Source organism: Cytobacillus gottheilii (genome assembly GCF_900166665.1).
GTDB classification, from domain to species: Bacteria; Bacillota; Bacilli; order Bacillales; family Cytobacillaceae; genus Cytobacillus; species Cytobacillus gottheilii_A.
Window position 1 is genome coordinate 2,599,415 of sequence record NZ_LT800494.1, and the last position, 19,541, is coordinate 2,618,955.

Sequence of the window (19,541 nt, forward strand, 5' to 3'; positions counted from 1 at the left end):
TCCTCCTATGATTTCACTTTGCTGGCGGTCCAAATAATCCATTATGATAATCGCGATATGCCTGCTTAATCTCATCCATTGAATTCATCACAAACGGACCATAAGGAACAATTTCTTCTTTTATAGGCTTTCCGGAGTAAACAAGAAGCCTTGTTCTCCTGCTGTTTGCCTTGATTTTTATTTCACTTTTATTTTCATCATTTCCTGCCTCATTGAACGTTAACGTTGCGACTCCATGCTTTTTCAAGTTTACATTGGACGATCCAATCGTTAAATCTCCTGACAAAACATAGACAAAGGCATTATGTGTTTCAGGCAGAAGATGCGTGTAGGTTGCCCCATTTTCTAAGTTGATTTCCGACAATGTGATGGGCACAACGCTGTCTAGCGGCCCTTGCACACCGGCAATATTACCGGAAAACACTTTCACATAGCCGCCTTCAAATGATGCTGTTGGTGCGTCTTCAGTATAAATATTTTGATAGGTGGTTGGCGTTTTCCTTTGATCCTTCGGCAAGTTCAGCCAAAGCTGCAGCGTATGGGCAATGTCTTCTCCAACCGCTTCTTCCGCATGGCGGGCAGCCCAGCCAGCGTTCATATACTGCACATCACCAGGCTCCAAAATATCTCTGCCCCCAGCATTGTCAATATGCTCAAGCCTGCCATCCACCACATAGGTAACCGTCTGAAATCCCCGGTGCGGATGATCCGAAAACGTTCCGCGCTTGAACCAATCCTCCGCCATCAAAATAAATGGATCAAAATCCTTCCAGCGGTCAACAGGTAAAATCCAGCCTTTTTGAACCGATGGAAACTGTGCTTCTTCATATTTTACAGACCAATGATCTTTAATATCTCTTTCAAACACTTGCTGATTCGCCATCTGGGACACACCTTTCTGCTAGTTTAAGGTATAATCAAATTACAGCATATCTGTATGCGTAATAGCAAGGCTAGTGCTCAAGTCCCAATGAATGAACAAAAAAGAGAACCTCACTCTGAAGGCTCCCCGTTATTTAAAAGCATAAACCCCTTGTTAATCGTGTACACCCTTCCATGAATCAGGTAAAGCTCCTCACGCCCTTGAATATATTCCTCAATTACCTGAAATCCCTTTTTTAACCTTTTGACCAAATAATACGAATACTTCCCATCCCACTCGTATCGATTGATTCTTTTAAGCTCATCAGTAAGAACCCTCAGCTTGAAATCCTCAATCAGCAGCTTTATATGAAAAATCCCTTCATCTTCTTTCTGTTTCTCCTGTACCAGCAAAATAAAATCCCGAACCTGATCTGCCAGCATATTCGCTTTTTGCATCTGAATGTCCATCTGTCTCGCCCCTCATCTCTTTTATAGATGTATATGTGGGGAGGAAGAAAAAAATTTATAGATAGGATGTTTTAAATGAATGTGAAACCATTAAATGAACCAAAAGAACTGAGAATGTACCGGCATCTGAATAGCCGTATGGAGCTTAATGAAAAAGAGATTCAGCATTATCGAAATTTGGAAAAAGGTTATGATGGGGAGATTGTTTTTTCAAGTTTATTAGAGCCGCTTGGTGAAAATGGCACTCTTCTTTTTGACTTGTTACTGGAGCAAAATCAAACGCTCTTTCAGATTGATGCAACCCTTTTGTTGAACAATGAGATCTATTTGTTTGAAGTGAAAAACTATTGTGGCGACTTTTATATGGATGGGGAGATCCTGCGAACATTATCGGGGAACGAAGTGAAGAATCCCATTTTACAGGTGAAAAGGTCTGAATCCTTAATGCGGCGCCTGCTTTCAGAAATGGGTGTTTCCGCTGTGAAACTCCATTATTACATCGTGTTTGTTAACTCCGAATTCACTCTATATCAGGCCCCGCCTAGTTTAAAGGCTATTTTTTCGACACAAATGAATCGGTTTATCGCGAAATTGAAGTCGCAGCCGGCACAAGTTTCAACCAGACAGGAAAAACTCGCTGCGAAACTCGTTGAAAGGCATATTGAAGAGTCGCCATATAGGAAGTTACCAGAATATGATTATGGTAAACTAGGGAAGGGGGTTGTTTGTTTGGGGTGTGGGTCGTTAGAAACTGAGATTAACCATAGAAATCAAGTGAAATGTCTTAAATGTGGGAAGACTGAAGCCCATGATGAAGCTATATTGCGGAGTATTGATGAGTATTTGCTCCTGTTCCCGAATGAATTGGTAACAACTTCTACAATATTAGATTGGTGCTCAATCTTTTCAATAAAAGCTATTAGAAGAGTATTGAATAAGTATTTTACTGTAGTTAGATCTGGGAAGCCTACTACCTATAAAAAGGGGTAACTTCAATTTTTTGCACCTCAATAAAGTTCAGGCTTTGTCTTCCCCTAGATGCTGATTTAAAACAGGGTGGAATACGAATCTAATGGCATTTTTTTGTGCTATTGTAATCTGGCGGGCAGTTTGTCACAGCTTTAGTGACCGTCGGCTTTGGGTTTCTCTTCTTGGGGAGCTTTGTCGTAGTTTTAGTGCCCGGCAGCGCTGGGTTTCTCTTCTGAGGGGCACTTTGGCGTAGCTTTTGTGCCCGGCAGCTTTGGATTTCTCTTCTGGCGGGGACTTTGGCGTAGCTTTTGTGCCCGTCAGCTTTGGGGTTTTCTTCTGGCGGGCACTTTCCCGTACCTTTAGTGCCCGGCAGCCTTGGATTTCTCTTCTGGTGGGCACTTTCCCGTACCTTTAGTGCCCGTCAGCCTTGGGTTTCTCTTCTGACGGGGACTTTCCCGCACCTTTAGTGCCCGTCAGCCTTGGGTTTCTCTTCTGACGGGCACTTTCCCGTACCCTTAGTGCCCCCCAGACTTGGGTTTCTCTTCTGGCGGGCACTTTCCCGTACCTTTAGTGCCCGTCAGCTCTGGATTTCTCTTCTGGCGGGCACTTTCCCGCACCCTTAGTGCCCGTCAGCTTTGATTTTCTCTTCTGGCGGGCACTTTCCCGTACCCTTAGTGCCCCCCAGACTTGGGTTTTTCTTCTGGCGGGCACTTACACGCACCTTTAGTGCCCGTCAGACTTGGGATTCTCTTCTGACGGGCACTTTCCCGCACCTTGAGTGCCCGTCAGACTTGGGTTTCTCTTCTGACGGGCACTTTCCCGTACCTTTAGTGCCCTTCAGCTTTGGGTTTCTCTTCTGACGGGCACTTTCCCGTACCCTTAGTGCCCCCCAGACTTGGGTTTTTCTTCTGGCGGGCACTTTCCCGTACCTTTAGTGCCCGTCAGCTTTGGGTTTCTCTTCTGACGGCACTTTCCCGTACCCTTAGTGCCCCCCAGCTTTGATTTTCAGTCAAGTCCTTATTATTGTGTAAATTCCTTTTCACAATGTTACCACCTATTAATAGCTGTTAGTTGATTTTGCTTAGGAGAAGGGGGTACCCCCTTCTCCTAAGCAAAATTTCGCTCCGCGGTAAGGTATACTTTCTTATTTAATTCTAAATTTTCATTCTCCATTAACAATGCACCAATTAATCGAAATGCAGACTGATTATTAGGAAAGATACGGATCACACTCACTCGTTTTCTAATTTCTTGGTTGAGCCTTTCCAATGAGTTATTGCTTAAAATGTGTATTTGATACTTTTCTGGTTCATTTAGAAATTGGATCGTGTCTTCGTAACCTTCTTCGAGAATTTCGATTGCCTTTCTTACTTTCTTATTTTCTGCATATAGTTCAATAAATTTGTCCCTATATTTTCTTGACTCTTCAACTGATACTACTTGGTATATTCTTCTCAGATCAGAAATGATTTGTCGTGATCCTGTTTTTGGAAGTGCGTTAACAATATTTCGTTTGAAATGAACAGTGCACCTTTGCCATGCCGTACCTATAAATACTCTTTCTATTGCTTTCTTTAATCCAGCATGTGCATCTGAAATCACTAATTTTGGTGATTGTAACCCTCGAGATTTTAAATCTTGAAAGAACTCTTGCCATGCTTGAAAGCTCTCGACGTGATCTATTTTAAAGCCAAGTACTTTACGCTTTTTGTCCTCACCCATACCAGTAATCAAATAAGCTGCTTTTGAAATGACCTTGTTATTCTCTCGAACTTTTATATAGGTGGCATCAGCGTAGAGATACGGATAATATTCGACATTAAGTGGGCGATTAGCCCAGGCTTTTACTACAGGATCCAGTTTCTCTGTTAGGGAGGAAACAAAAGATTTTGATACACTCTGGCCACATAATTGTTTTACGATATTCTTTACTTTTCTAGTGGAAACTCCATTGATGACCATTTCTAACATAGATAATATAAGTGTCTGATCAACACGCGAAAATTTCTCAAAGATAGAAGGCGAAAATTCACCTCCTCTTGTTCGGGGAACTTTTATTCTTAACTTTCCGATACTCATGATGAGTTCACGTTCATAATATCCATTTCGATAATCACGACGGTCTAAAGAACGTTCATAGGCAGCTGCATTTAAATAGTCATCTCGTTCTTTTTCCATGTATTCGTTCAAGACTAATACTAAGGTAGATTTCACAATAAGCTCAAGATTAGAATTCATAATCGATTCTTTTAAAACGTCCATATCTAGGTTAAACTGTAACTGAGTCATTTTTATCCCTCTTTCCAATGTTTTCTTGGTCGTTAACATTGTGGACAAATAGGAATAAAATGACTCTTTCTTTTTACACAATTATATGGACTTAATCTGATTTTCTCTTCTGGTGAGCACTTTCACACACCCTTAGTGCCCGTCAGCTTTAATTTTCTCTTCCGGCGGGCACTTTCCCGTACCCTTAGTGCCCCCCAGACTTGGGTTTTTCTTCTGGCGGGCACTTTCCCGCACCTTTAGTGCCCCCCAGACTTGGGTTTTTCTTCTGGCGGGCACTTTCCCGTACCTTTAGTGCCCGTCAGCCTTGGGTTTCTCTTCTGACGGGCACTTTCCCGTACCTTTGGTGCCCGGCAGCTTTGATTTTCTCTTCTGGCGGGCACTTTCCCGCACCTTTAGTGCCCCCCAGACTTGGGTTTTTCTTCTGGCGGGCACTTTCCCGCACCCTTAGTGCCCGTCAGCTTTGATTTTCTCTTCTGGCGGGCACTTTCCCGTACCCTTAGTGCCCGTCAGCTTTGATTTTCTCTTCTGGCTAGCACTTTCCCGCATCTTTAGTGCCCCCCATCCTTGGGTTTCTCTTCTGACGGGCACTTTCCCGTACCCTTAGTGCCCCCCAGCTTTAATTTTCTCTTCTGGTGAGCACTTTCACACACCCTTAGTGCCCGTCAGCTTTAATTTTCTCTTCCGGCGGGCACTTTCCCGTACCCTTAGTGCCCCCCAGACTTGGGTTTTTCTTCTGGCGGGCACTTTCCCGCACCTTTAGTGCCCCCCAGACTTGGGTTTTTCTTCTGGCGGGCACTTTCCCGTACCTTTAGTGCCCGTCAGCCTTGGGTTTCTCTTCTGACGGGCACTTTCCCGTACCTTTGGTGCCCGGCAGCTTTGATTTTCTCTTCTGGCGGGCACTTTCCCGCACCTTTAGTGCCCCCCAGACTTGGGTTTTTCTTCTGGCGGGCACTTTCCCGCACCCTTAGTGCCCGTCAGCTTTGATTTTCTCTTCTGGCGGGCACTTTCCCGTACCCTTAGTGCCCGTCAGCTTTGATTTTCTCTTCTGGCTAGCACTTTCCCGCATCTTTAGTGCCCCCCATCCTTGGGTTTCTCTTCTGACGGGCACTTTCCCGTACCCTTAGTGCCCCCCAGCTTTAATTTTCTCTTCTGGTGAGCACTTTCACACACCCTTAGTGCCCGCCAGCTTTAATTTTCTCTTCCGGCGGGCACTTTCCCCCATCTTTAGTGCCCCCCCAACAAAAGTTTTCTCTTCTGGCGGGCACTTTCACACACCTATAGTGCCCGCCAACACAAATCCCCTATCCTTACTGCAACTTTCCACAAATTTTAGCCCGTCATAACAATCCATGACGGGCACTCTAATATATTTCCTCTTCACAACAGCATCAATTTCTCATCCAATGGAGTAAATTTCAATTCGCAACTAAATCAATAAATAAAATAATCAAACCAACTTATAATTCCGATGATTCACCACAGTCATCAGTGGTTCGTCTTTCTTTTCATTCAAACCGTATTCAATGATCACCGAGTTTTCCCGAAGCACGACGACTTTCCCTTTTTGTCCTTTGGCTTCGCCTTTTTTTACCTCCACCCAGTCACCAATATTCGCTGTCTTTATACTGCTTTTCTGCTCTTCCATCCTCGTACCTCCAACTATAATGTTTGTTTTGTTTCCTTAGTATGACCATCGATTTTCGCATTGATACCTGGAGCTCCATTCACCAAATGAGAACAAATCAACACAGCCTCACTTCGATAGAACAGATTGCCACCATTAAAACAATGCCTATCCACACCAAGCATCAATCAGACAAAGCACACCTTGCCAAAACACCTTGCCACCATCAAAACAATACTTAGCCACACCAACTGTCAATCAGGCATCAAAGCACACTTACCAAAACAGATTGCCTCCACATAAACAATGCATAACCACACCTTTCCTTTACCCCAAAAAAGCACATAGTTGCATCAAAATAATAAAAAACCGAACCACCAAATCAAGTGGTTCGGCTTCCACATTCCACTCAAAACAGTTCCAATTGCTCCACCTCACCAAGCCTTTCCAAAGCTTGTGGTTCATGGTCTTGAAAGTAGGCATGATGAAGCTGTTTCACTGCTGTCATGATTTGTTTGTTGGTATCAGCAGCTTTGCGCAGGCGGCAGCTGTAGATAACAGGGAAGTAATTCCGCAAAAACTTGCCTTCCGCATGCGCGGTTAAGGCAATCATTTGAAAGCCGAGCTGCTCTGCGATGAAAAAGACCGGGTTCAGAACATGGTCGCTTGATGCTTTACCGAAGGGGTTGTCTAAAATGACAACACGATTTCTTTTCATATTTGGGTCCAAGTGTTTCTGCTTTTCGGCTACGTAATTGAGCAAGCCTAAAAAGAGTGTCATGTTCTTGCTCCATTTTTCTCCGCCCGACCATACATTGGTTTGTTCCCATGAGTAGGATCTGGTGGTGACTTCGCTGTCGTTGGTAACTTTACGGCAGGAGACTTTCATCATTTCATTGTTCATAACCACTCGCAGCAGCTGTTTGGACTGCAGCCAGGTTTCTATTTCTTTGCGGACCTTGCCGTGATCTTCGTTACCATCAGAAGTTCTAAAGCGATCCGAGTCGAGCTGTGATACAATCCATTCAATATGGCTGCGGATCCGCGATTTTCCGTCTTCCTCGGACCAATCTGGAATGACAAATTTATAAATTTCCTTCCATTTGTCGGCGACCTTTACTTTTGTTTTATTCGGGATTAGTCTAAGTTCACCGGCCACCGTGTGCAGGTGATTGCTAATTCGGGTCACGAATTGTTCTAAGTCTCGGTCATAGCCCATAATCGTTGTTTCATTATAGTGAATCGCTGTCTGAATCCGTTTTTGCATGTTCGTTTGGAATTCAACGATTTCTTTAAAGGTCTTTTTATTGTCGACTCCTTGCCGGGCCATTTCACGCATTTTGACATCGGTAATTTGATCTTTGCAAAATGCTTTAAAGAGCTCTTTTGCTTGATCCAGCTTTGCTCTTTCTTTTGTTACTTTGTTTTTCCCATCCTGCAGCTGCTTCGTTGCTTTTTTCACGATTGCCTTGTGTTCGTAGGCAAAATCTCTGATTTCTTCCTGTGTTAACACAGCTGCTTGAATCGATGGCCCTTTAAAATGATGAGCCTCTTCAAAACGATCAAGCTCATGAAACGCATTTTTAACAGCCTCATAGTCGTTCGCAAATCGTTGCTCTTCTTGATCAAGGTATCGCTGCTTATCATACAATTGTCTATTTTCTGCGACTAAAAGAGCTTCAATTTCAGTCACTTCTCCTTCAAACTCCATCCATTCTTCTCCAGGAAAGTCATTCAAAAATTGCTCCTTCGCGATGTCAACGGCTTTTTCCTGTTTCACAAAGCCTTCGCGGCAGGCAGCAGCTCGTTCCTCAGCAGCTTTGACAGCCTGATCTCTATCTTTCATTACTTTTCGATAATGCTTCATTCGCTCTTTTCCGTTTGGCACAAAGGAAACCTCTTCCTGAACTGGACCATGTTCTTGCAGAAGTTCTGCTATTTCTTCAGAAAAACGGTCTTTTTCTTTCTGAGCAAAATCCAGTTTTAAACGGAGCTCTTGCTGGGAACTCGATAATTTTCGGCTCGCAAAAATCAGTTCCTGCCTCTCGTTCAGGAGGACAGCTTTTATTTTACTCGTGTATGAAGCTTGAAGTCCTTTTACTTCTTTATATATTTCATCATCCAGAATCGACAGGTAGTGGTAATGCTCAGCGATTCTTTTTTCCTCCAGCTCTTGCAGCTGATCTTTCCAGCGTTCCTGCGTTTTTTCCTTGCTTTGAATTTCTTGCTGCCGTTCATTGATCTGCCGCTCGTATTCCTTTTGTGTCTTGCTGATGTCATGGCTGTCCTTTTCTAAACGAAGATATTCATGTCCGTCGCTCAGCCTCTTTTGCAGTCCGTTATACTCTCCCTCAAGGTTGCCGGCCTTCGATTGGATAGCATCCATTTTATCTTTGTTATCAGCCATTTGTGTGTGAAGATCCCTCTGCAGAGCTTTTAATGCTTGAATGGCTTCTGTTGATTTCGAAAGCTGTTCTTTCTTTTCTTGATAAAAGGGATATGGATATGCTTGTAAAAAGGCTGATAATTTCTCGGCTGCCTGACTCCATAATGATCGTTTTGCTTCGGCCTCTTTGCGAGCTACCGTGGCCACGTCAGCATTTTCTTTCATTGACTGCTTCCAGTCCTGAAAATGAGCGATTTCTTCATTTTCCGTCCAGTGCGCCGGGACAATAGCCTCCGTATAGATGGTTTCGCCAAGTACAATCGCCCGCGCTTGCTCAAAGGAAAGAACCTCAATAGGAAATTGCAGCTTGCTCCGAATGTGAGCGACTTTTTGCCGCAATGCAGCTGTCTCACTTTCTGTTGTAATCAATGTGTTTGGCCAAAGCGGGTATTTCTTTGCATATTCCTTATTTACGGATTCTAAATTTTGAATATACATGATCCCGGTTTCAAGCAGATGAAATTGATTTTTCCATCCCTGCAGCTGTTTTTCCAAATAGGGATCTGCGAAAAAGAGGTCTTGTTCTCCGTAATCATCCATCAGCCTTAAGGCTAAACGCTCTTTATATAAGCATTGATCCACCTCGCCATTGATATTGTGCAAGTAATCATGCAGTTTTTGTGTAATTGAATCTTGCTTTAAATAAACGGAATCAATCGTCGCCCAAGGTACTTGAAGCCCGCCTAGCACGGCTTTAACTTTGTTGTGTTCTTCATCCATATAAACGATTTCAGTTTGTAATTGTGTCTGAAGCTTTTCCTGTTTTGCTTTTTCTTGTCTGCTTTCTTCCAGTTGATTTTCTAGTTCTGTATAAGCTACTGCGAGCTGTTTGTGATCGTTTTTCAGCTGAACAATTTCTTCATCAAGCGAGACGAGACGTTTTTCCCAAGCAGAAATGTTCTCTTTAATATTTTCCTGTTCAGGATGAGCCAGCAGCTTTTTCAGCAGTTTTCTCATGCTTTCCTGAAGAGCTTCCCATTTGCCTTTTTGAGTATGAAAACGGTCGTTAAGAGCATTCAGCCTTTCCCGTTCTGCTTTTAGCTCCTGAGCAAATTTAGCCATTTTCTCTTCAATGGGCCGTTTTTCGTACTGAATTTCTGCTATTCGGCGATCGCTTTCTTCCATTTCATTTAAAAATAGCCCGAGCAGCTCTCGCTGATTTTGAAGGATGCGCTCTTCTAACTCTTGTACTTCCTCCGCTTCATTTAAGCTGTCCAGCTGTTCCCGCAAAGATTGGATTTGATCTTCTTCTTGTTTACAAGCCAATTTTAACTCGGCAAACTTCAACGCGATGTATTGATTGCTTGCTTGTTCATATTGATCTTTTTCTTCATTCAGCTCCTGGTTTAAATGGTGCAACTGATCCTGTAAACCTGCCAGAATCCTACCAGCTTTTTCAATGTGCAAGGAGCGATCTTTTTGCAAATAAAGCCTTTCTTCTTCTCGCCAATTTTCCTTTTTTCTCTTCACATCATTCAGCGACTGCTCATATTGTGTTTCTTTTTCTAAAATGAGGTGTAACACGGCTTTGGCGTGCTGCTTCTTTTGCTCATAGGCTTTCCATTCGGCATCAACACGGGAAAAACGGCTGACATAATCGTTCAACTGAGCTTCGATTGCTTTGTTTTCTTCGATTTGCTGCTTCAATTCTTTATAGAGCTTAAAGCTTGTCCGCTGTTTTTCAAATGTATCGGCAAAGCTGTTTTCTTCGTGGCCGGCAATCGCACTCTCAACCGTTGGCACCAGAAGCCGGTCGAACAGCTGATTCGTTTGGCGGCAATCGTCAAAAAAGGCTTCGACACCGCCCTCTGTACTATTGATTTTGACAATGCTTTCCCATTCGTTTGCGATGATATGATACTGCTCTTCCAGATGCTCCTGGTAGGCTTTAATGGTTGAAAAGGTCCGGGCGTTCATGTATTGCTGTGTCATATACTGATAATAATCAGCGATTTCGCCGCGGTCACTTGGACGGTTTGAATTTTTTTTGACAAAGGGCACGCCTTCAATGCTGTTTTGATCACCTGTCATATAGGGATACACATAGCGATAAGAGCTTAGGCCGTCTTTTGTTAAAAATAAACTGACACACGTAAGCAGATATCTCCGGGGGTTTTCCGATAGAATCCATTCAATGGCGATATGTGCCGGATAGTTATCAAGCTGCAGCGTTTGTTTGATTTTCCGGTCAGATAAATTGGTATGCGGAATGATGGCCTGCAGGGCGGTCTGAATAAAAACGGTCTTACCGCCGCCGTTTTCCAGCAAAATCGCACCATTGTAGCCGTCAAAACGGAAAATTTCATCATTATAGCGTTTTAGCCCATCTTCATAGACCACGTTTGTAAACCGGATTTTACTGATGGACGGCATCGTGATCCTCCTCCCATTGATAAATAAATTCCAAGATCCCTTTGTTGTATTCGACCTCCATGAAGAAGCGCTGCACAATCGTTTTCGCTTTTTCCGTTAAAATCAGTTCGTTGTTGCCGATCTCCTCCAGCAGCTCCTGATCGATGACAAATCTTTTGGCTGTATCCATAAAACTTAGGCGGCTGATCGTATTGCCGCTTTGCTTTTTCGCTGATTCTTTAATGTCGTTCATATCGTCCCATTTATCAATGATTTGTTTCCAGTTGTAGGAAAACTCTTTTTCGTGCTGCAGCAGCTTTTCTTCATCATGTTCCATTAACATTAAAATGCGATCATTCACAAGCAAAGTCCAATCGTCAAGCCGGATAAATTCTCTTGTAGGCTCAAGTGTTTGATAGCTATCATAAAAAGCACCGAATAACACAATGACAGTAAAATACAGCAAATAAATGTCTGCATTTGTTGCGCCGGATTTTAAATAGGTTCTTTTGAGAAAATCATTGTTGACATGAAAAGGAGATAATTTCGTCTCGGGAATCATATACATTTGATCTCCCGCCAAAATAATGACACAATCCACATGATGTGCAAAGCGATCAATCAGTCCGCGCACGTTATCATCGGCTTTATACAAGGCCATTTGCTCTGCACCTGCACGCCCGTCGCGCGAAAGCAGCGAATAGATTTCAAAAGCCAGCATGACTTTGCCTTCACTATAAGTCATCTTCAGGTTCCTCCTCTATGTGAATATCCATGTTTTGAATGGAAAATCGTTCTGTTACGTGCAAAATGTCTCCGCGCTCTTTTACGGTCAGGGATCGATGGCCTAACAGTGCGATCGCTTCATCAAATGTATGTGTCTGCTCTTCTTCTTCTGTTTTTGTGATTCCAGGAATGATTGGAGAACGCTGATGGAGAACGACCCAGAAATCATAAAAGAAACGCTGGGAGACCAGGTTTTCATCTATTTTGCGGATATATTGAATGATTTCCTCGAGACTACTGCAGCCTTCCTCCGCTGCCAATAAGAATTGCTTCATGCAATAAGCATAATTTTGTTTGAGAATGATTTGGTCGTGTTTCTCTTGTTCTGCACCCAATTCCATAAAGCTATAATCAGGTCTTTCTTCGCGATCTTCCCGGATATTTTGCTGAGCAAAGATCGTAAGCGGTGACCATGCTTGATGCTGATCTAATGGCAAAAAGGGATGAAGAAGCCCCTTCATGGCTTCCAGTGGCAGAGGTGTTCCAAAGACGCGAGCGTTGATATCCTGCTCGAAGTTAAACGCATCAATTCCGGTATAGTAAAGAGATTCCTGAGCAGCCTTTAGCGTATGATTTTTTAATTCAATGCTCTGATCCAAAAGCTTGGAATGCTCATAATGAACCTCCTCCAGCTGATTGGTCAGCTGAATGACATAGCCATATGTTTTTTGTTCTTTTTGGTGAAAATCCTGCTCAAACAAACGCTCTTTTGTTTCCTTTACAAATTCCCGAAGCTCTCTAAATTCCTCATTTTCGCGTGCCAATCTGGCATGAATATCCTCGAGCAGCTGTTTATAACGTTCAAACGTTTCTTCTGAAACAATGCTGCGCTGAATTTCATGGCGCAGCTTGATCATCCGCTCGTTTAAGGTTTCCACATCAATGCGCATTTCGTTGATTTGCCGCAGTGCTCCTTTAAATTCCCCTTTTTCCAGCTGTTTGCGAAGCATGAGCTGATTGATGGATAATTGAAATTCACTGTAAAATTCCTTAGTGGCAAAAATCAATTCCAGTCCATCGTCGTCCAAGGTGTAATATTGGGTGTTTGTTTTTGAATCAAAGGTATTGGCTTTTAATAACGAATAAGACAGCTCTTCTTCTGCAAAGCTCTCCCAGTTATAAAAAGAATAGGCTCTCTTTTTTCCGTGGGCCGGCCGGAACGTTTCAATGATTAAACTGGCGATGTCTTCATATGAATTTTGCTCTAACACATATAGCCCGCTCGACATTTTTTGTAAAAAAACAGCTAATTCCCGCTTTCCACTCTTGTGATTGCGAATGATCTTTTGCTCAAAAAAGAATAAAAGCGACAGCAAACCAAAGCCTTTTAAATCAATAGGATCCCCTTTTTTGTCTTTGGTTTTCTTGCGGTCCAGCTCGTATAACGGGTCGAAAAGAGCCAATCTCCGCATCCGCTCCTTATATCCGCTCGTAATGTCTGTAAACGAGTTTAACTCCATCTTGTTTGCCTCCAAATGGTTTGCAGCTCTTCAGTCTTCAGCACTTCTTGCGGAAAATAACAGCCTGAATCCAAAAGAGAATGCAGCTGCTCTCTCTGTTCTTTTTTTAAAAAGGCAGAAAAGGCTGCGACTGCATCCTCGTCCAAACGCTGATTCGTTTTGCCTTGGAGATGCTCCTTTGCCAGACATGCTTCGTAAAATGGCATGGCGGGTTCCGCATCGACTTTTGACCGCAGGCGATGCCAAATAAAAATTCCTGAGCGGTCAAGGTCCCCAAAATAATAAAAGCGATGCTTAGCCCCTTCTAATGGCAGCTGCCGCTCAAATTGGTCCATGCTATTCAGGATCTTATTGCCGCACCCGTAAATTAAAGTGGTAAAAGAGGTATGTGGCAACGCGTCCAAAAGCCCTTGATAGGTCGTTTTATTCTCCACAATTAAATGCTTATGTTCTTTTTGCATAAACATCTTTGGATTCAGAGCAAACATAAGCGGATCTGAAACGGGGATTATTTTCATAGAATTCCATAATCCCACTCTTTCCAGCAGTTCTTTTCCCTGTTTATCTGTGATCCATTTTTCGTCTCCAACCAACTCCACGCTGCGTTCAGGAGCTGGCACCTCATAGACTGGCAGACCAAAAGATTCTAGATATTGATGAATGGATAGTAGATAGGGCAGATCCATATTCCATTGTGCAGGCTGCAGACGATAATATGAATCTAATGAAATGGAAGGATGCAGCTTTAGCCGATACGTTTTCAGCTGCTCATGATAATCCTTTTTTAAGTGAATGGTATGTATTCGGTAGGAGTATGCTAAGGAAGGCGTCCTGCTATTTCTCCCTTTCGCCTTCACCATTTCCAGTATTCCTTCGTTCTCTAGTAATAGAACCTGCTCAGCAAACTGTTCATATGTCAATCCACTTGGAACCCATCTTTCCAACTCCTCGACAACAATCGTCTTCTTGGAATAAGACAGCAGCTCCTTCGTGATCCATTCTTTCATTTTCAAACACCTCTATTACAACAGCTTTTGCATCTATTTTACTAGATATGGAGGGAGAAGTCAGTATGGGGGTGAGGGCAAGGCAACAAATAAAACCAGCTGCATCTACATAGCTGGTTTTGCTCTTTACCTATTTGGACTACTCAACCCAACCTCGCCCTCACTCCACCTCCAAAATTGCTCTACCAATTCATCGTCTTTTGCTGTTTTAGCCATCGGAGCTTCTTTTTCATTGTAAAAATAGTGACCGTTTGTTTTCTCAACAGCCGGGCTGGTGGCAAGAAAAATGGCCGTTTTCGCACCTTCCTCAGCTGTCCTGAAAAACGGAACAAGCAGTTTAATGAAGTCTTTTCCAAATCCGGTTGTGCGATCCACACCAAGATTTGTTGCAACGGCACCAGGGTGCAGGCTGTTGACTGTTACGTTTGTACCTTCAAGACGCTGAGCCAGTCCGCGTGTAAACAACACATTCGCAAGCTTTGAACGCCCATATCCTACAACGACATTGTAGCCCTTTTTAAAATACGGATCTTCAAAGTCCATCTTGCCCCATTTATGTGCGCCCGAAGAAACAACGACGATTCTGCCTTGTGGCGCTGCCTTCAAGTGATCAAGCAGCAAATTCGTTAACAGGAAATGGCCAAGATGATTGACGCCAAGCATCGCTTCAAAACCATCCACTGTTTCCTGCCGTTTTAAAGACACCACTCCAGCGTTATTTATTAAAATATCCAATTTGGGGTATTTGCTTTTAAACTCATCGCAAAATTGGCGAATATGTGATAAAGAGCTTAGATCGCATAGCATTAACTCGATATCCCCAGAGCCGCTAGCTTTTTTGGCCTCATAAAGTGCCTGTTTTCCCTTTTCTGGATTTCTGCATACCATAATGACATGGATATTCTGCTTGGCGAGTGAAATCGTTGTTGCTAAACCCATGCCAGAATTGGCGCCGGTGACAATCGCTATTTTTTTCAAAATATCTTCCCTCTTCTCTTATTTGTGGATTTTTACCCATTTCCACCTTTGGAATGCTGATAAACTTTACAGCCTTTTAGCTTCAAGGCGTCAATGAATGCTTGACTGTCAGCAATCGTATACCGCATCAATTCAACAGCCGGGTACCCTTGTTTGCGATTATTGATTAAGTTCATTTTTCTCATTCCAGCATAGCTTTCAATAAACTTTTCTTCCTTATGTAGAACAATGCCAATCATCTTATTCCACTGTCTTTTATAAAGCATCACACCATCTATATTTTCAAAGCCAATAAACCCGTAGCCTGGATTAATATGAATCGTTATTCCTTGGTCATTTAAGGTGATGGCCGGCTTTTTTTGTCTGGATTTTCTCGTTAAAAGCAATAATAAAGAGGTTGCCAAAAAGAAAACACATAAAATAATGGTCAGTGTACGAGAAAATGTGGACATTTGATCTCCAGCTGCTGTAAGAATCAATAATGTTATGATCCCAGCTATGCCAGTAAGAATGCCGATAATAAGCACCTCTGTATATTTGCTGTAAAAGTATTGATTTTCCATGTTCCCACCTCTACTTTTTTATTAATAGTTTACCAGAAACATTGAAATATAGATTGAAATTTATCAGAAAAGATTGCCTTTTTTCCTATTTTTCCTCCATAATTAAGAAATCATGGGAGGATTGAATATGAAAAAAACAGATGTATTTTGGAATGAATACTGCAGCTTGCATCAGCTTGAGAATGTCACTTATAAAGATGCTTTTCAATTTGGTGCAGAGCCCGATTGGCTGGCAGATTTAGTTGTGGAGGGCAAGAAGACAGCTACCACCTCAGGTCATGTTTTTTATGAACTTGAAAACGAGCCCCTGCCACAAGCAGGCGAATACTCAATTGTTTTAAATAGCTGCGACGAGCCTGTCGCGATTATTAAAATAGATTCTGTTGAGGTTCTGCCAATGGACGAAGTGTCAGAAGAATTTGCCTTAGCTGAAGGGGAAGGTGATTATGCATTTTGGTGGGAAGCGCATGAGAACTTTTTTAAAAATGAATTAAAGCCATATAATCTCGAATTTGCACCAAATATGATAGTAGTTTGTGAGAGTTTTACAAAAGTTTTCCCAAAATAGCCTAATAGAAGAAGCGTTTTCGGCCTAAAACCGAAAGCGTTTTTTAAATTATTCCCCTGTCTCTTTTCACTCTGTTTCTGTAAATAGATTGTGAAAGGGTGTGTAAAGGGATGAGTTTAAAATCTGGCAGTATTGAGCAATTTAAGCGGTTTTCTCAATTTAAAGATATACATGAATATAATGTTCATTTAGAAATGTGGCTAGCGGTGGCGAAAGAGAAGTTTACGAGAAGCGAGCTTGTTGGATTGAAGCGCCTTACACGATTTGCTGCAAAGGTGCCTGGAATCGCAAACGCTAAGATCGCGACCATGTTAAAAGCAATTCATGAAGAATACGAGGGTAATGGCATATCTCGCTCCACGTTTAAAAGAATGATCCAAAAAGCAATGGAAATCGGCATCCTTACCGTCAATGAAACAGAACGGAAAAATGGCTCACAATCAAGTAACTTATACATCTTTCAGCGTTTTGCCAGCCTTGAACCACCCAAAAGGGAAAAAGTGAACCACCCTCAAACTAGCAATCTTCCTAAAACAACTACTAAATATAAAAAATGTAACGAACCGCTGCTTGACCATACCTATACAAGTGACAAGGTGCCAAAACCATTTGTTGAACTCGTAAAAATTTACTTTTCCGATGCAAAGAGTATTGAAGAGTTTTGGCGGATGACATTAATCGCTGCTTATCGCAATAACCGGGAGAACGAGAAGGAAGTTGTCCTGGAAATGGCCATTCTAGCCTTTAAACAAATGATACGCAAACTGAAAATGGGCAACATTTCGAAACCAATCGCTTATTATTATGGAATCTTGATCAAAAAATGGGAGCAGCAATATTTTGAGGAGCTCTATGAGATGGGCTTCCCTGCAGAATCGAATACGGAGTTGGCTTTTTATATTGGGTGGATGGATGGATTGTGATGCTAGAGGGAGCTGACGGGCACTTTGGGGGAGCTTTTGTTCCCGTCAATACGCTTTTTCCGGGGTGAGGGGCATTTTGGGTGCGCGTATGTTCCTGCCATCTCGCTTTTTTCGGGCTGACGGGCACTTTGGATGCTCTTATGTTCCCGCCATCTCGCTTTTTCCCGGCTGACGGGCACTTTGGGCGCTCGTATGTTCCCGCCATCTCGCTTTTTCCCGGCTGACGGGCACTTTGGATGCTCTTATGTTCCCGCCATCTCGCTTTTTCAGTCAAGTCCTTATTATTGTGTAAATTCCTTTTCACAATGTTACCACCTATTAATAGCTGTTAGTTGATTTTGCTTAGGAGAAGGGGGTACCCCCTTCTCCTAAGCAAAATTTCGCTCCGCGGTAAGGTAAACTTTCTTATTTAATTCTAAATTTTCATTCTCCATTAACAATGCACCAATTAATCGAAATGCAGACTGATTATTAGGAAAGATACGGATCACACTCACTCGTTTTCTAATTTCTTGGTTGAGCCTTTCCAATGAGTTATTGCTTAAAATGTGTATTTGATACTTTTCTGGTTCATTTAGAAATTGGATCGTGTCTTCGTAACCTTCTTCGAGAATTTCGATTGCCTTTCTTACTTTCTTATTTTCTGCATATAGTTCAATAAATTTGTCCCTATATTTTCTTGACTCTTCAACTGATACTACTTGGTATATTCTTCTCAGATCAGAAATGATTTGTCGTGATCCTGTTTTTGGAAGTGCGTTAACAATATTTCGTTTGAAATGAACAGTGCACCTTTGCCATGCCGTACCTATAAATACTCTTTCTATTGCTTTCTTTAATCCAGCATGTGCATCTGAAATCACTAATTTTGGTGATTGTAACCCTCGAGATTTTAAATCTTGAAAGAACTCTTGCCATGCTTGAAAGCTCTCGACGTGATCTATTTTAAAGCCAAGTACTTTACGCTTTTTGTCCTCACCCATACCAGTAATCAAATAAGCTGCTTTTGAAATGACCTTGTTATTCTCTCGAACTTTTATATAGGTGGCATCAGCGTAGAGATACGGATAATATTCGACATTAAGTGGGCGATTAGCCCAGGCTTTTACTACAGGATCCAGTTTCTCTGTTAGGGAGGAAACAAAAGATTTTGATACACTCTGGCCACATAATTGTTTTACGATATTCTTTACTTTTCTAGTGGAAACTCCATTGATGACCATTTCTAACATAGATAATATAAGTGTCTGATCAACACGCGAAAATTTCTCAAAGATAGAAGGCGAAAATTCACCTCCTCTTGTTCGGGGAACTTTTATTCTTAACTTTCCGATACTCATGATGAGTTCACGTTCATAATATCCATTTCGATAATCACGACGGTCTAAAGAACGTTCATAGGCAGCTGCATTTAAATAGTCATCTCGTTCTTTTTCCATGTATTCGTTCAAGACTAATACTAAGGTAGATTTCACAATAAGCTCAAGATTAGAATTCATAATCGATTCTTTTAAAACGTCCATATCTAGGTTAAACTGTAACTGAGTCATTTTTATCCCTCTTTCCAATGTTTTCTTGGTCGTTAACATTGTGGACAAATAGGAATAAAATGACTCTTTTTTTTTTACACAATTATATGGACTTAATCGCTTTTTCCCGGCTGACGGGCACTTTGGGCGCTCGTATGTTCCCGCCATCTCGCTTTTTCCCGGCTGACGGGCACTTTCGATGCTCATATGTTCCCGCCATCTCGCTTTTTTCAAGCTGACGGGCACTTTGGACGCTTGTATGTTCCCGCCAACTCACTTAATCCGAGCCGACGGGCACTTTGACCGCTCCTTTGTTCCCTTCAGCTCGCTTTTTCCAAGCTGTGGGGCACTTTGGGCGCTCGTATATTCCCGCCATCTCGCTTTTTCCGGGCTGACGGGCACTTTGGATGCTCTTTTGTTCCCGCCATCTCGCTTTTTCCCGGCTGACGGGCACTTTGGGCGCTCGTATGTTCCCTTCAGCTCGCTTTTTTGGAGCCGGGCACTTTGGGCGCTCGTATGTTCCCGGCATCTCGCTTTTTCCCGGCTGACGGGCACTTGGGATGCTCATATGTTCCCGCCATCTCGCTTTTTTCGGGCTGACGGGCACTTTGGGCGCTCGTATGTTCCCGCCATCTCGCTTTTTCCGAGCTGACGGGCACTTTGGGCTCTCGTATGTTCCCGCCATCTCTCTTTTTCCGGGCTCACGAGCACTTTG

At 42.6% G+C, this 19,541-nt stretch carries 14 protein-coding genes; 3 read left to right on the plus strand and 11 right to left on the minus strand.

From position 1 onward, the window contains the following. Window positions 1–13: 13 nt before the first annotated feature. On the minus strand, window positions 14–883 hold the full coding sequence (locus B7E07_RS12795) for a pirin family protein (protein WP_080846226.1): 870 nt from the start codon (window positions 881–883) through the stop codon (window positions 14–16). 110 nt (window positions 884–993) lie between these two features. Beyond that, window positions 994–1,332, minus strand: coding sequence for a hypothetical protein (locus tag B7E07_RS12800; protein WP_080846227.1), 339 nt, complete (start codon window positions 1,330–1,332; stop codon window positions 994–996). 75 nt (window positions 1,333–1,407) lie between these two features. Here B7E07_RS12800 and B7E07_RS12805 point away from each other — a divergent pair, with 75 nt between their 5' ends. After that, window positions 1,408–2,322, plus strand: coding sequence for a nuclease-related domain-containing protein (locus B7E07_RS12805; RefSeq protein WP_080846229.1), 915 nt, complete (start codon window positions 1,408–1,410; stop codon window positions 2,320–2,322). A 1,086-nt stretch (window positions 2,323–3,408) separates the two neighbouring features. Here B7E07_RS12805 and B7E07_RS12810 read toward each other — a convergent pair. The 8 genes from B7E07_RS12810 to B7E07_RS12845 all read right to left on the minus strand — a co-directional run bounded on the left by B7E07_RS12810 (window position 3,409) and on the right by B7E07_RS12845 (window position 15,806). After that, window positions 3,409–4,590: an IS256 family transposase gene (locus B7E07_RS12810; RefSeq protein ID WP_080844263.1), complete on the minus strand. Its 1,182-nt coding sequence runs from the start codon at window positions 4,588–4,590 to the stop codon at window positions 3,409–3,411. Window positions 4,591–6,037: 1,447 nt separating this feature from the next. Next, complete coding sequence (locus tag B7E07_RS12815; protein WP_080846230.1) at window positions 6,038–6,235, minus strand: DUF2187 family protein; 198 nt, start codon at window positions 6,233–6,235, stop codon at window positions 6,038–6,040. A gap of 388 nt (window positions 6,236–6,623) precedes the next feature. Then, window positions 6,624–11,033 carry a coiled-coil domain-containing protein gene (locus B7E07_RS12820; protein ID WP_080846231.1) on the minus strand — a complete coding sequence of 1,470 codons (4,410 nt, stop codon included), beginning with the start codon at window positions 11,031–11,033 and terminating at the stop codon, window positions 6,624–6,626. Continuing rightward, window positions 11,017–11,757, minus strand: a complete 741-nt coding sequence (locus B7E07_RS12825; protein WP_080846232.1) for a DUF6063 family protein — start codon at window positions 11,755–11,757, stop codon at window positions 11,017–11,019. Before B7E07_RS12825 ends, B7E07_RS12820 begins: the two co-directional genes overlap by 17 nt. Continuing rightward, the gene (locus tag B7E07_RS12830; protein ID WP_080846233.1) at window positions 11,747–13,258 is read right to left on the minus strand and encodes a replicative DNA helicase; all 1,512 of its coding nucleotides are present in this window, start codon (window positions 13,256–13,258) and stop codon (window positions 11,747–11,749) included. The genes B7E07_RS12825 and B7E07_RS12830 overlap by 11 nt, the downstream gene beginning before the upstream one ends. Next, entirely contained in the window at window positions 13,249–14,265 is a 1,017-nt protein-coding gene (locus B7E07_RS12835) for a Wadjet anti-phage system protein JetD domain-containing protein (RefSeq protein WP_080846234.1), read from the minus strand. Before B7E07_RS12835 ends, B7E07_RS12830 begins: the two co-directional genes overlap by 10 nt. Window positions 14,266–14,391: 126 nt before the next feature. Continuing rightward, window positions 14,392–15,246: an SDR family oxidoreductase gene (locus tag B7E07_RS12840; protein WP_139785632.1), complete on the minus strand. Its 855-nt coding sequence runs from the start codon at window positions 15,244–15,246 to the stop codon at window positions 14,392–14,394. Window positions 15,247–15,275: 29 nt separating this feature from the next. Further along, window positions 15,276–15,806: an STM3941 family protein gene (locus B7E07_RS12845; protein ID WP_080846236.1), complete on the minus strand. Its 531-nt coding sequence runs from the start codon at window positions 15,804–15,806 to the stop codon at window positions 15,276–15,278. Window positions 15,807–15,933: 127 nt separating this feature from the next. Here B7E07_RS12845 and B7E07_RS12850 point away from each other — a divergent pair, with 127 nt between their 5' ends. After that, window positions 15,934–16,374 carry an ASCH domain-containing protein gene (locus B7E07_RS12850; RefSeq protein WP_080846237.1) on the plus strand — a complete coding sequence of 147 codons (441 nt, stop codon included), beginning with the start codon at window positions 15,934–15,936 and terminating at the stop codon, window positions 16,372–16,374. A 110-nt stretch (window positions 16,375–16,484) separates the two neighbouring features. Beyond that, entirely contained in the window at window positions 16,485–17,297 is an 813-nt protein-coding gene (locus B7E07_RS12855; protein WP_080846238.1) for a hypothetical protein, read from the plus strand. A gap of 368 nt (window positions 17,298–17,665) precedes the next feature. On the opposite strand, the gene B7E07_RS12860 is transcribed toward B7E07_RS12855, so the two are convergent. Continuing rightward, window positions 17,666–18,847, minus strand: coding sequence for an IS256 family transposase (locus tag B7E07_RS12860; protein ID WP_080844263.1), 1,182 nt, complete (start codon window positions 18,845–18,847; stop codon window positions 17,666–17,668). Window positions 18,848–19,541: the final 694 nt, after the last annotated feature.